Raw genomic sequence first — 11,804 nt, 5'->3', positions numbered from 1 at the left:
AGCGGATCCCTAAACCATCCCCGCCAGCTTCAACTCACTCTTCAAGTACGCATAATAAATCGGCCCCGCCACCACCCCCGGCAGGCCGAACGCGGCTTCGAACACCAGCATCGCCAACAGCAATTCCCACGATTTGGCACTGATCTGCCCGCCGACAATCCGCGCGTTGAGGAAGTACTCGACCTTGTGGATCACGATCAGGTAGCCCAACGCCGCCACCGCCACCCAGATCGACAGCGACAAGGCCACGATGGTGATCAGGGTGTTGGACATCAGGTTGCCGATCACCGGCAGCAGGCCCAGCAGGAACGTCAGCACGATCAACGTCTTGGTCAGCGGCAGGTGAATCCCGCACAGCGGCAGCACCACCGCGAGGAAGATCGCGGTGAACGCAGTGTTCAGCGCGGCGATCTTGATCTGGGCGAAGACGATGTTGCGAAAGGCCTGGACCAGCAAATGCAAGCGATCGAACAGCGCAGCAGCCAAGGGTTTACGCTTGGTGACGTCCGGTACCCGCTGCAGGGCGATGATCGCGCCCAGCACCATGCCGATCAGCAAGGTCACGAACATGTGCGCAGCGTCTTTGCCCACCAACTGCAATTCGCTGAGGTGCTTGCTCAGCCATTCGCCGATGGCCACGCGGAACTCGGCGGCGCTGGCCGGCAGGTAGGCATCGAGGAACGGCGGCAACTGGCCGCGGGCACGGTCGACCACGCCCATGAATTTATCCAGGGAAGCCCCGGGGTTTTCCGCTTCGTGCAGCAGGAAGCTGATGGCCCCGGCGAAGATCAGGGTCAGGATGCTGACGATCAAAGTCCCCAGCAACGCCACTGCCAACCAGCGCGCACGCCGGCCTTCTATCAGCCGCTGCAACTGCGGGGTGAGCATGTTGACCAGCTCATACACCAGCAGCCCGGCCAACAGGCTCGGCAGCAACTTCAACGGCAAAACCAGCAGCAGCCCGCCAAAAATCAGCACGCAACTGACCAACAACAACACGTGACGCTGAGAAAACGTTGGCATACAGCCTCAAAACGAACGGCGTTAAAGGATGCTGTTACTTGTAGGCGCGAGCTTGCTCGCGAAAAACGCAAGGAAGCCACGTTTATTCAGGATGAACGCGTTTTCGTTGACGTTCTTCGCGAGCAAGCTCGCGCCTACAGATAACAGAGGGCTGTGTACGAGTGTCGCAGCCTTCTATGGCACCCGGCTATTATTTCTTCAGGCAGGTGCTCATAAACGTTTTACGTGCATCGCCAGTCAGCGCCTGGGTTTTCGCCGTGGCGTTGCAGTCTTTCATTTTTTGCTGCTGGGGCGTGAGGGTCTTGGCGTCGTTGGCCGCCGGGGCCGCCTTGAGGCAGGTGCTCATGAATGCCTTGCGTTCATCACCGGTTTTGCCACTGGTCTTGGCTTCGGCGTTGCAAGTGGTCATTTTTTGTTGCTGAGCCGTCTGTGCAGCAGTTGCGGCAAAGCCTTGGGAACACAACAGCAAGCCCATCATCAACAGCGGAATACGCAGCATCTTCATGGAGTTTTCTCCCTGTTACCGTGCCGAGGGGCACGGCCTCCCCAGCAGTGTAGTCAAACCCTGTTACACGTTCACCTGCTACGAATATTCGTCCGACGGTACTGCTCCGGGGTGCAGCCGGCCTGGCGCTGAAACATCGCAATAAACGCCGAGGCGGTGCTGTAGCCCAGGTCAAACGCTACTTCCTGGACGCTGCGCGGGCTGTCCAACGCTTCGATGGACGCAAGGAAACGCAGGCGTTGGCGCCATTCGCCGAAACTCATCCCCAGCTCACGCACAAATTGCCGCGCCAGGGTGCGCTCGCTGACATGTACCTGCCCCGCCCACCGGGCCAGCGCGCGGTTATCCCCGGGATCGGCCTGCATACCCTCCAGCACGCTGAGTAACCCGGGATGGCTGGCGTACGGCAGGAAACAATCATGCACCGGGGCCTGCCGAAGCTGGTCCACCAGCACCTGGGCCAAGCGCACATCGGCTTCATTCTCGGGAATGTTGACGTCACGTTCGGCGAAATCACTGAGGATCGCCTTGAGGATATCGCTGATGGTCAGGGTGCACGGCTGCGCTGGCAATTGCTCGCACAGCGCGGGCGCCAGGTACACCGAGCGATAGACAATCGCCTGGGCATTGTAGGAACTGTGTTGGGTATTCGGCGGGATCCACACCGCGTATTGCGGCGGCGACATGAAGCGGCTGCCGGCCACTTCAAAGCGCATCACGCCTCGGGCCGAGTAGTCCAGAGAACCCCAGGCATGCTGGTGCGCACTGGCATGGGTGTCGGCTTCGAATTCCGAATAGCGGAAATACACCGGGGACGGCAACTGGTCGAAATCGGGAAGGTTGATGTACTTCTTCGGCATATTGTCTGGATACAAAGGTCGGATGGCTGGATCGAAGTATAGGCTTCGATCCAGACAAAGGATAATCGCCGCTCATAGACGCAACAGGCTCCTTTCGATGCAATACGCTTATCCGTTACTGGCCATTTTTATCTGGGCCGGCAATACCGTGGTCAACAAACTCGCGGTGGGGACGATTTTCCCTGCCGAGATCGGCTTTTATCGCTGGCTGCTGGCCGGCGTGCTGTTTACCCCGTTCATGCTCAAACCCGTCATCGCCAATTGGTCGCTGATTCGCCCCAACCTGGGCAAGATCTTCATCCTCGGCGTGCTGGGCATGGCGGTGTATCAGAGCCTGGCGTATTACGCCGCGAACCTGACCTCGGCCACCAACATGGGCATCATCCTGTCGCTGATGCCGCTGATGGCCCTCACCGCCGCCATCATCAGCCTCGGCCAACGCCTGACCTTCGGCGCCCTGACCGGTGCCGTGCTGTCGTTCGCCGGCGTGGTGGTGGTGGTTTCCGCCGGCAGTCTCAGCGCGCTGCTGCAACACGGGCTGAACATGGGTGATGCGATGATGCTGGTGGCCACGCTGGCCTACGCGGTCTACAGCACCCTGCTGAAAAAATGGCAGCTGCGTTTGCCGCCGCTGGTGTTGCTGTATTTGCAGGTGCTGGTGGCAGTGGTGGTGCTGTTTCCACTGTTCCTGCTCTCCGACAAAGCCGGCCTTGGCTGGTCGAATATCCCGCTGGTGCTGTACGCCTGCCTGTTGGCCTCGATGCTCGCGCCGTTGGCGTGGATGCATTCGGTGAAGACCCTCGGCCCGAGCCGCACCACGCTGTTTTTCAATTTGCTGCCGCTGATCACCGCGTTGATTGCCTCAGTGGTGTTGAAGGAGCAACTGGCGATGTACCACTTGGTGGGCGGCTTGCTGACCTTGGGCGGGGTGATTTTGTCGGAGCGCTGGACGACACCGGTTCGCAGCAATGTCGGCGCGCCTGAAGCTACTTAAGGCCGACCACGCCGGCGACGATCAAGCCCACCGACACCAGCTTGATCAGCGTCAGGCTCTCGCCCAGCAGCGCAAACCCGAGAAACACCGTGCCCAGTGAACCAATGGCGGTCCAGATCGGGTAGGCCACGCTCACCGGCAGTTCACGCATGGCCAAGGTCAGGAAATAGATCCCGCCCACCGCCGCGATGACGGTGATCAGCGATGGCCACAGCCGGGTGAAACCGTCGGCGTACTTCATGCCCATGGCGAACGTCACCTCAAACCCGGCAGCGATCAGCAGGAAGAGCCAGGACACCTCAAAAGCTCCCGGCCAGATCGCGCAGTTGGCCTTCGACCGCATCGCAGGAGCGACGGAAAACACTCGGGTCGGACTCCTCGCCCTCTGCGGCGATCACTGTGACGTCTTCAATGCCGATGAACCCCAGCGCGGTCCGCAGGTGCGGATCGGCGTGGTTCATCGCCTCGTTTTCCCCGCCCGGGCCAAAGCCACTGCCGCCGCGGCTGGTGATGATCAGCGCCTTTTTGCCCAACAGCAACGGCTGGTAGTGGGCGATGCCCTGGCTGTCCTGAGTGATATCTACGGTGTGGCCCATGCGCACGATCTGGTCGATCCAGGCCTTGAGGCCGCTGGGAATCCCGAAGTTGTACATCGGCACGGAAATCACCAGCAGTTCGTGCTCGACCAGCTCGGCCACCAGTTCATTGCTCAGTTGCAAATCAGCGTGCATGGACAAGGGCATCGACTGCGGCTCGGGGTGAAAACTGGCGGCAATAAACGCTTCGCTGACATGGGGAATCGATGCACGGCCGACTTCGCGGCGGCTCAGGTGTGCGTCAGGGTTAGCGGCGTGCCAGGCGGCCAGGAACACCTCGGCCAGGCGCCGGGAATGGGAACGTTCACCGCGGGGACTGGAATGGATAACAAGCATTTTTTTCATCTGTAGGCCTTCACACGCTAGACTCAGGCAACCTGACTGGCCGCCTCTCTTGCCCACAAATCTAGAGATGCCAGGCTAACCTCACAAATGAGCAATAGTTGTTCTGGATGATTTTAATTCATCCATGGAGCCTCATATGTTTGCCTCGCTGCCCCTGACCGCCCTGCGCGCCTTTGAATCGGCGTCGCGCCTGCTGAGCTTCAAGGCCGCCGCCAAGGAGCTGTCGGTAACGCCAACGGCCGTGTCCCACCAGATTCGCTCACTGGAAACCTGGCTCGGCGTGCCACTGTTCGAGCGCCTTCCGCGCCAGGTGCGCCTGACGGAACGCGGCGAGCGCTTGTTCCACAGCCTGCACGGCGCCCTGCTGGACGTCGCGCAAAGCCTCGACACCCTTCGCCCGCAGCGCAGCGCCAGCAATCTCACGCTCTCCACTACGCCGGCGTTCGCCGCTCTGTGGCTGGTGCCGCGACTCGGGCGCTTCTATGCCGCCCATCCGGATATCAGCCTGCGCCTGGACACCAACTGCGCCGTGGTCGATTTGCAGCAGGACGCCAGCGTCGACCTGGTGATCCGCTACAGCATCGACGACTACACGAACCTGTACGGTTTGTGCCTGTTCGACGAATGTTTCGCCGTGTATGGCTCCCCCGAACAAGTCGCCCTGGCGAGCGAACGCACCCCGACCCTGATCAGCGTGCGCTGGCACAACTCCAAGCTGTACGCCCTGGGCTGGCAGGCCTGGTGCGAAAAGGCCGGGGAAGATTGGTTGCAACCCGCCTCGCCACTGCGCGAATACGACGAAGAACACTATGCCCTGCAAGCAGCCATCGCCGGCCAGGGCCTGGTGTTGGCCAGCAATATCCTGGTCTCGGAAAGCATCGCCAGCGGGTTGCTGGTGCAATACCGGCCACAGATACGCGTCAACGGCGCCGGCTACAGCGCCCTGTGCGTACCGGGCCGTGAACGGCACCCGCCAGTCCGCGCGTTTTTTGAATGGCTGCAGGAGGAAGCGCGGCTGTCGGGGCACGCTCTGTAAAATCCGATAAAACTTTTTGCGTTGCCTGGGACTCACAACTTGGAGCGATCACGCCAGCAGAGCGTGGCGCAAAACCGGATTAGTACCAGGAGAATGAGATGACTGACTCACATTTGTCTGACGTAGCCACTTTACGTGACCGCGCCCGCAAGAACGTCGAAAACGGTGCCGTGACTGAAGGCTATGACGCCGACCGCCAGGAAATCCTGCGTCTGCTCAACGAATCACTGGCCACCGAACTGGTGTGCGTGCTGCGCTACAAGCGCCATTACTTCATGGCCAATGGCGTCAAGGCGCATGTCGCCGCCGAGGAATTCCTCGAGCACGCCACCCAGGAAGCCGAACACGCCGACAAGTTGGCCGAGCGTATCGTGCAGTTGGGTGGCGAGCCGGAGTTCAACCCCGACCTGCTGTCGAAGAATTCCCACGCGCAGTACGTGGCCGGCAATACGCTGAAGGAGATGGTCTACGAAGACCTGGTGGCCGAGCGCATCGCGGTAGACAGCTATCGCGAGATCATCCAGTACATCGGCGACAAAGACCCGACCACTCGCCGGATCTTCGAAGACATCCTGGCCCAGGAAGAAGAACACGCTGACGACATGGCGGATATTCTGAAGGACCTGTAACTAACACAGCTAACACCGCAAAACCCATGTGGGAGCGGGCTTGCTCGCGAAGGCGGTGGATCAGTCGGCACATTCTTGACTGGTCCACCGCCTTCACGAGCAAGCCCGCTCCCACATTTGGTTCCCGGTTTTGTCAGCTAGCCCTTCACTGTTTTTGGTGCCTTGCCTTCCTTCATCTGTTGCAGCAACGGCGCACACTGGTTCGGCTCATCGCCGCTCGGCGCCACCAGCGCCAGTAAACCTGCTGCCGGGCCGGCAATCACACCCAAGGCAACCATGCCCGCACCACGCAGCATCAGCGGCACCGCCTTCACGCCAGCGTTCGGCTTGATAAACGGCCCGTTGACGTACAACGGCGAGCGCAGGGAAAACAGGCGGAAGCCTTTGGACTCTGGGGTAATCGTCAGGTCGAGTTGCTCGCTGGCCATGTTCGCGGTGCCATCGATGTAGATGATCGCGTTCTCGGTATCGAACACAAACAGACGAGTCGTCGCCAGGCCGGACTTGATGCCAAAGTCCGCCGCCGCGCAGTTGATCTTCACTTCCTTGTCGCCAAACAGACGGCCTACCACGTAGTTGCCGACGTTGAGCCCAGCGATTTCCATCAGGCCACGGCTGATAGCGCCGTCGTTGATCAACATCTTCAGATCGCCATTCGACGTGCCCAACAGCGCTGCGACGGAGTTGCCGCGTCCGGAAATGTCGGCGTCACCGTTGAGTTCACCAAAGCTGGTTTTCATCGGCTCAAAGGTTGGGAACAACTGCTTGAGCTTGAAGTTACGTGCGGTGAGTTTGGCCTGGCCTTCCATCGGCGTGGTCCGCCCGTTAAGGCGAATCTGCGCGTCGAGCTTGCCACCGGCCACCCCGAAACGCAGGGGCTCGAGGCTCAACTGGCCGTCGTTCAACACCAGGTGGGTGTAAAGGTCGGTGAACGGCAATTCGGCACTGTGGACGATGCGCTTGCCGGTGAATTCAACGTCGGCATCCATGTCGCGCCAGCGCTCGGTGCGAAACTCTTCCACCGGCAGCACCTTGGTTGCCGGCTGCTTGCTTTCGCCGCCACGGGCTTTTTGCTTGGCGTTGGAATCGGCACCGATCAGCGGCGCCAGGTCGGCCATCAACAGCTGGTTGGAGACCAGCGCGCCGGTGAGTTTGGGCCGCGGCTGACTCGCGACGTAGCCAAGGTTGCCGTGGATGTCGCTGTTGCCGATCTTGCCGTTGAAGTTTTCATACTGGAACGACGCGCCACTGGCCTCATGCAGCTTGGCGATCAGGTGGCCGTCGGTGGAATAGGCGGGCGAGTCCGGCAGGGTCACGCCGGTGAGTGGGTAGAGGTTGCCCAGGCTGCTGCCGGAGAGCTTGAGGCGCAGGTCAAGGGCGCCGAGGTTCATCGGGTCGGTCAGGGTGCCAGCCAGCGCGATGCTGGTGTCGCCGATCCTGGCCTGGGCTTGCAGCGGGAACGGCTTGGCCGCGTCCTGCAACGCCAGCAGGCCACCGATCTTGCCGGTGCCATCGAGCTTCTGGCCGTGGTATTGGCCTTTGACCTTGAGGCCGAACGCGTAATCCTGCGGCGCCGAGCCTTTTTCCAGGGCCTTCTTGGCGTCGGCGTCCCCGACTATTTCGCCGAAGGGAATTGGCTTGCCGAGCAAATCAATCACTACGTCGAGTTGGGTCTTGAGGGTTTGGTCGTCGAGGGTCACATGGCCTTTATCGAAGCCGATGGCGCCGATGTCCACCACCCAGTTGGAGGGTTCGGCATTCGGGTCCTTGGGGTCGAACTTGAAGGTCCAGTTGGCGCGGCCGTCGGCCAGGCGCTGCAACTGCGCACTCGGTTCGGTGAGGTCGATACGCGGGATCACCACACGCTGGGCCAGCAACGCCAGGGGCGAGACACGCAATTCCACGCGTTTGAGGGTGACCATCTGCGGGGTTTTCGACCAGTCGGGGTTGCCCAGGGTCAGGTCTTCGGCAATCACGTGGGGCCACGGAACCCAGGCGCGCCAGCCGCCTTCATCGGGCTCGCGCTGCCACACCACGGCCAGGTTGCCATTGATGGCAAACGGTCGATGCAGCTCCTCGGAGACCTTGGCGTTGAGCGGCGGCTTGATCCGGTTCCAGTCAAAGAACACCAAAACCAACACCACAATGGCGATTAACAAAACGAAGCTGGCGCAGCTCCAGGCGAGAATTTTACGAGTGCGCGTCATTGCACAGGACTCCAGGTTACGACTGAGCGGGCGCATTGCGGCGCACGTTTTGACTACAGCTTATATGGCTACGACTGACAAACGGCACGGGGGTTTAACCCCATTGATGAATTAGCGCTAAAAACCGCCTTTCCTGACCAATCAGACAATTTCAATCATCAACCACGCACCGTTGTTACCCACGATCGTGTCGAAAATACCCACCACGGTGCAAAAGCGCGGGCTTGAGACCTGCGAGATAGAGCCTTCGCCGAGAACAATCAATTCTGTTGATTATTACCATTGTGTTTATGAACTTTTATATCGACTTATCAAGAGTAGCATTAGCCCTGTACCCAATTTATCGCCCTCCCAAGGAGCAACCCATCATGAAACGCCAATTACTCGCAAGCTTTGTACTTTCCGTCCTGGCCACCAGCGCATTTGCCCTGCCAGCTGCTGAACAGGCCACCCCACAAGTGAAAGCCGATGCTTCCCACGTCAGCCAAACCCTGGCGCGCAGCGGTGCTTCGGACAAGAACAACACCGACTACAACGGCAGCATCACTGAAAACGGTTCGGAACAAGCCAACAAACGCGCTTACACCGAAGGCGTTGCTGAAGGTGGCCGTGATCGTCTGGAACAGAAAGGTCTGGTTGAAGGTGGCGCTGATCGCCTGATGGAACGCAACGCTGTTGCCGAAGGTGGCCGTGATCGCCTGGAACAGAAAGGTCTGGTTGAAGGCGGTGCTGAACAAGCCAACGAACGCGCCTATGCCGGTTCCGTAGCTGAAGGCGGTGCTGACCGTCTGCAAGAACTGCATCAAGCACAGAGCTAAGCCCGTGCTGGCCCTGGAAAAAAGCCCGATCACCCGATCGGGCTTTGACTTTGTGTGAACCGCAACGCCCTTCTCCCTTTTGAAGTTCGACGCTGGCAAAGCTGATTTGCTAGAGTGCGTCGCTGTCCTTGTCCACAAAGCCCGCCTGCCAATGCTGCCCCGTGCCGAACAGAAGCAACAGACCCGACTCGCCCTGATGGACGCAGCCCGCCATCTGATGGAGTGTGGCCGTGGGTTCGGCAGCCTGAGCCTGCGCGAAGTGGCCAAGACCGCCGGCATCGTGCCCACCGGTTTCTACCGTCACTTTGCCGATATGGATCAGTTGGGCCTGGTATTGGTCAGTGAAGTCGGCCAGACCTTTCGCGCGACGATTCGCCTGGTGCGCCACAATGAATTCGTAATGGGCGGCATCATTGATGCCTCGGTACGGATTTTCCTGGATGTGGTCGCCGCCAACCGTTCACAATTCCTGTTCCTGGCCCGCGAGCAATACGGTGGCAGCCTCGCCGTGCGCCAAGCCATTGGTGCCCTGCGCGAAGACATCACCAGCGACCTCGCCGCCGACCTGACCCTGATGCCCAAGCTCCAGCACCTGGATGCCGACGGTTTGCACGTAATGGCCGACCTGATCGTCAAGAGCGTGTTCGCCACCCTGCCCGACATCATCGACCCGCCCGCCGAAGCGCTGCCTGCGCACCTCACGCCTCAAGCCAAGATCACCCAGCAACTGCGCTTTATCTTCATTGGCCTCAAGCATTGGCAAGGCTTGGGCAGCACTGAATAAATCAGCGCACGGCGTGGAAACGCTTGGCGGTGGTGTAGTTCTTGTTCCAGTAACTGTTGGCCAGTGAATCGATGCGCACGCTTTTGCCGGTGCGGGGCGAGTGAATGAATTTGCCCTCGCCTATATAGAGACCGACATGGCTGACCTGGCCGCGCCCGTTGCCCCTGAAAAACACGGCATCACCCGGTTGCAATGCATCGCGCTTGATCGTGGCCGCAGTTGAGCGGTGCATCTCAGACGTCGTGCGGGGCAGATGAATGTTAGCTTCGGTCTTGAACAGGTACACCAGAAAGCTGCTGCAATCGAAGCCCTGCCGTACCGAGGTGCCGCCCCACTTGTAGGGCGTGCCCAGCAGCGCATGGGCACGATCGATCACGTTGTCGATAGAAGGCCGCGGGGCAAATGCCGGGGCCCGATGGAGATTGGCCGAAGCGGATGAAAGGGTGAGCGACAAGCTGACAATGATTAAACAGAAAAATGACTTGTACATGATGGAACCGCTGAGAATTAAACACGGAGCGGAATCCTAATGAAACAGCGCGTAACCCGATGACCGCCTAATCCTGTAACTGCGTGGGAAAAATCCGAAACAACTCGCCACCCTCCCAAAGATGAAAGAAATTTCATGCGGCGAGCCATGGAATTCAACGCTCAGCGCCCGAATCCGGTGCTATAAATCCACTCACGCACCAAAATGAAACATTTTGGAATAATTCCCTGCGCCATCAGGTGGCACACACCGCCTGCCTACAGGGAATTCCTACTCCCCGCGTGGTTGGCAAGACCCTTGCTCTAGCTTGCTTATCGCTCATAGCTGGAAGCTTTCTGATGCTGGTGATCCACCGCCGAATCGCCCCCGAACCCGTCTGGGCCGCCGAGTTGCTGCTGAACTTCGAAGCCCGCAGCAAAAGCCGTCTGCGCTGTTTCAGTGCCGACGGAGAAGACGTCGGCCTGTTCCTGGAGCGCGGCCAATCGCCGCTGCACGATGGTGAATTCCTACAAGCCGAAGACGGACGTGTCGTACGCGTATGCGCCCGCCCTGAACAACTGTTGCACGTCACCTGCAGCAGTGCCTTTGAACTGACCCGCGCGGCCTATCACCTGGGCAATCGCCATGTCGCCCTGCAAGTGGGTGATGGTTGGTTGCGCCTGCTGGATGACTACGTGCTCAAGGCCATGCTTGATCAGTTGGGTGCGACGACTGAAACCATCGAGGCCCCCTTCCAGCCGGAACACGGCGCCTATGGCGGCGGCCACCACCACTCCCGCCATGGTGACGAAGACTTCAACTACCCGCCCAAGTTGCACCAGTTCGGCGTACGTCTATGAACCCAGCCTGGGCGCTGTTGCGTCTGGCCAGTCCGCAGCTGCCGATTGGCGGCTACAGCTATTCCCAAGGCCTGGAAATGGCCGTGGAGCAAGACCGCGTGACCGACCCGGCGAGTGCCGGGCGCTGGATCAGCGATCAACTGTTGCTCAACCTGGCGCGCTTCGAAGCGCCGCTGCTGCTCGCCCACTGCAAGGCCGCCGCTGAACAGGATTGGCCGCGCCTCGCGCAGTTGTGTGAGGAACACCGCGCCAGCCGCGAAACCCGCGAGCTGTACCAGGAAAGCCGGCAGATGGGTTATTCGCTGCATCAACTGCTCAACGGTTTGCCGGAGCTGGATGATCACGCGCGGGCGTTTCTCGCGCAGCGACCCGAACCGCACCTGGCCCTGGGCTGGGCGCTGGCCGCCCGCGCCTGGCAGATCAGCCCCGACGACGCCCTGGCCGCGTGGCTGTGGAGCTGGCTGGAAAACCAGCTGGCGGTGCTGATGAAAACCTTGCCACTGGGCCAGCAAGCCGCCCAGCGCCTGACCAGTGAACTGCTGCCGCTGCTGCAACAAGCCCAGCAGAGCGCCAGCCAACTCGACCCCAATCACTACGGCAGCGCCGCCTTTGGCCTGTCCCTGGCGTGCATGGCCCATGAGCGCCAGTACAGCCGCCTGTTCCGTTCCTAGGGCACTT

At 60.2% G+C, this 11,804-nt stretch carries 14 protein-coding genes; 7 read left to right on the top strand and 7 right to left on the bottom strand.

Features of this window, described 5'->3' with window-relative positions:
• Positions 1–9 precede the first annotated feature (9 nt).
• The 3 genes from ACUN0G_RS01975 to ACUN0G_RS01965 all read right to left on the bottom strand — a co-directional run bounded on the left by ACUN0G_RS01975 (position 10) and on the right by ACUN0G_RS01965 (position 2,388).
• A complete protein-coding gene (locus tag ACUN0G_RS01975) occupies positions 10–1,023 on the bottom strand; it encodes an AI-2E family transporter (protein ID WP_076018014.1) in 1,014 nt (337 codons plus the stop codon).
• A gap of 190 nt (positions 1,024–1,213) precedes the next feature.
• Complete coding sequence (locus tag ACUN0G_RS01970) at positions 1,214–1,528, bottom strand: PsiF family protein (RefSeq protein WP_010173948.1); 315 nt, start codon at positions 1,526–1,528, stop codon at positions 1,214–1,216.
• Positions 1,529–1,599: 71 nt separating this feature from the next.
• Positions 1,600–2,388, bottom strand: coding sequence for an AraC family transcriptional regulator (locus tag ACUN0G_RS01965; RefSeq protein ID WP_445572574.1), 789 nt, complete (start codon positions 2,386–2,388; stop codon positions 1,600–1,602).
• A 97-nt stretch (positions 2,389–2,485) separates the two neighbouring features.
• Here ACUN0G_RS01965 and ACUN0G_RS01960 point away from each other — a divergent pair, with 97 nt between their 5' ends.
• Complete coding sequence (locus ACUN0G_RS01960; RefSeq protein WP_177025926.1) at positions 2,486–3,382, top strand: DMT family transporter; 897 nt, start codon at positions 2,486–2,488, stop codon at positions 3,380–3,382.
• Here ACUN0G_RS01960 and ACUN0G_RS01955 read toward each other — a convergent pair.
• Both ACUN0G_RS01955 and ACUN0G_RS01950 read right to left on the bottom strand, forming a co-directional pair.
• A complete protein-coding gene (locus ACUN0G_RS01955; protein WP_177025925.1) occupies positions 3,375–3,680 on the bottom strand; it encodes a DMT family transporter in 306 nt (101 codons plus the stop codon). The two genes, ACUN0G_RS01960 and ACUN0G_RS01955, sit on opposite strands and share 8 nt — an antisense overlap.
• Before the next feature lies 1 nt (position 3,681).
• Positions 3,682–4,323, bottom strand: coding sequence for an FMN-dependent NADH-azoreductase (locus ACUN0G_RS01950; RefSeq protein WP_445572573.1), 642 nt, complete (start codon positions 4,321–4,323; stop codon positions 3,682–3,684).
• Between the two features lie 124 nt (positions 4,324–4,447).
• Here ACUN0G_RS01950 and ACUN0G_RS01945 point away from each other — a divergent pair, with 124 nt between their 5' ends.
• On the top strand, positions 4,448–5,359 hold the full coding sequence (locus tag ACUN0G_RS01945; protein WP_445572572.1) for a LysR substrate-binding domain-containing protein: 912 nt from the start codon (positions 4,448–4,450) through the stop codon (positions 5,357–5,359).
• Positions 5,360–5,457: 98 nt separating this feature from the next.
• Positions 5,458–5,988, top strand: coding sequence for a ferritin-like domain-containing protein (locus tag ACUN0G_RS01940; RefSeq protein ID WP_003217418.1), 531 nt, complete (start codon positions 5,458–5,460; stop codon positions 5,986–5,988).
• 137 nt (positions 5,989–6,125) lie between these two features.
• Here the strand turns inward: ACUN0G_RS01940 and ACUN0G_RS01935 are convergent, their stop codons facing one another.
• Positions 6,126–8,195 carry an AsmA family protein gene (locus tag ACUN0G_RS01935; protein ID WP_445572571.1) on the bottom strand — a complete coding sequence of 690 codons (2,070 nt, stop codon included), beginning with the start codon at positions 8,193–8,195 and terminating at the stop codon, positions 6,126–6,128.
• 368 nt (positions 8,196–8,563) lie between these two features.
• Here ACUN0G_RS01935 and ACUN0G_RS01930 point away from each other — a divergent pair, with 368 nt between their 5' ends.
• Complete coding sequence (locus tag ACUN0G_RS01930; RefSeq protein ID WP_258343446.1) at positions 8,564–9,013, top strand: hypothetical protein; 450 nt, start codon at positions 8,564–8,566, stop codon at positions 9,011–9,013.
• A gap of 151 nt (positions 9,014–9,164) precedes the next feature.
• Complete coding sequence (locus ACUN0G_RS01925) at positions 9,165–9,797, top strand: TetR family transcriptional regulator (RefSeq protein ID WP_017478372.1); 633 nt, start codon at positions 9,165–9,167, stop codon at positions 9,795–9,797.
• Position 9,798: 1 nt separating this feature from the next.
• Here ACUN0G_RS01925 and ACUN0G_RS01920 read toward each other — a convergent pair whose 3' ends face one another.
• A complete protein-coding gene (locus ACUN0G_RS01920; RefSeq protein WP_177025921.1) occupies positions 9,799–10,287 on the bottom strand; it encodes a C40 family peptidase in 489 nt (162 codons plus the stop codon).
• 338 nt (positions 10,288–10,625) lie between these two features.
• Between ACUN0G_RS01920 and ureE the strand changes: the two genes are divergently transcribed.
• Both ureE and ACUN0G_RS01910 read left to right on the top strand, forming a co-directional pair.
• Positions 10,626–11,126, top strand: coding sequence for an urease accessory protein UreE (gene ureE, locus ACUN0G_RS01915; protein WP_076018025.1), 501 nt, complete (start codon positions 10,626–10,628; stop codon positions 11,124–11,126).
• Positions 11,123–11,797, top strand: a complete 675-nt coding sequence (locus ACUN0G_RS01910; protein ID WP_445572570.1) for an urease accessory protein UreF — start codon at positions 11,123–11,125, stop codon at positions 11,795–11,797. The genes ureE and ACUN0G_RS01910 overlap by 4 nt, the downstream gene beginning before the upstream one ends.
• The last annotated feature ends 7 nt before the right edge of the window (positions 11,798–11,804 follow it).

The organism is Pseudomonas sp. 32A (genome assembly GCF_052682255.1).
The sequence above is the reverse complement of the archived record's forward strand: the minus strand, read 5'-3'. Positions and strand labels throughout refer to the sequence as shown.

Excerpts from the sequence above, each read along its gene's own strand:
- ACUN0G_RS01925 (WP_017478372.1), top strand. The coding sequence starts at position 9,165 with ATGCTGCCCCGTGCCGAACAGAAGCAACAGACCCGACTCGCCCTGATG.
- ACUN0G_RS01960 (WP_177025926.1), top strand. The coding sequence starts at position 2,486 with ATGCAATACGCTTATCCGTTACTGGCCATTTTTATCTGGGCCGGCAAT.
- ureE (WP_076018025.1), top strand. The coding sequence starts at position 10,626 with ATGCTGGTGATCCACCGCCGAATCGCCCCCGAACCCGTCTGGGCCGCC.
- ACUN0G_RS01940 (WP_003217418.1), top strand. The coding sequence starts at position 5,458 with ATGACTGACTCACATTTGTCTGACGTAGCCACTTTACGTGACCGCGCC.
- ACUN0G_RS01970 (WP_010173948.1), bottom strand. The coding sequence starts at position 1,528 with ATGAAGATGCTGCGTATTCCGCTGTTGATGATGGGCTTGCTGTTGTGT.
- ACUN0G_RS01935 (WP_445572571.1), bottom strand. The coding sequence starts at position 8,195 with ATGACGCGCACTCGTAAAATTCTCGCCTGGAGCTGCGCCAGCTTCGTT.
- ACUN0G_RS01930 (WP_258343446.1), top strand. The coding sequence starts at position 8,564 with ATGAAACGCCAATTACTCGCAAGCTTTGTACTTTCCGTCCTGGCCACC.
- ACUN0G_RS01920 (WP_177025921.1), bottom strand. The coding sequence starts at position 10,287 with ATGTACAAGTCATTTTTCTGTTTAATCATTGTCAGCTTGTCGCTCACC.
- ACUN0G_RS01910 (WP_445572570.1), top strand. The coding sequence starts at position 11,123 with ATGAACCCAGCCTGGGCGCTGTTGCGTCTGGCCAGTCCGCAGCTGCCG.
- ACUN0G_RS01945 (WP_445572572.1), top strand. The coding sequence starts at position 4,448 with ATGGAGCCTCATATGTTTGCCTCGCTGCCCCTGACCGCCCTGCGCGCC.
- ACUN0G_RS01950 (WP_445572573.1), bottom strand. The coding sequence starts at position 4,323 with ATGAAAAAAATGCTTGTTATCCATTCCAGTCCCCGCGGTGAACGTTCC.
- ACUN0G_RS01965 (WP_445572574.1), bottom strand. The coding sequence starts at position 2,388 with ATGCCGAAGAAGTACATCAACCTTCCCGATTTCGACCAGTTGCCGTCC.
- ACUN0G_RS01975 (WP_076018014.1), bottom strand. The coding sequence starts at position 1,023 with ATGCCAACGTTTTCTCAGCGTCACGTGTTGTTGTTGGTCAGTTGCGTG.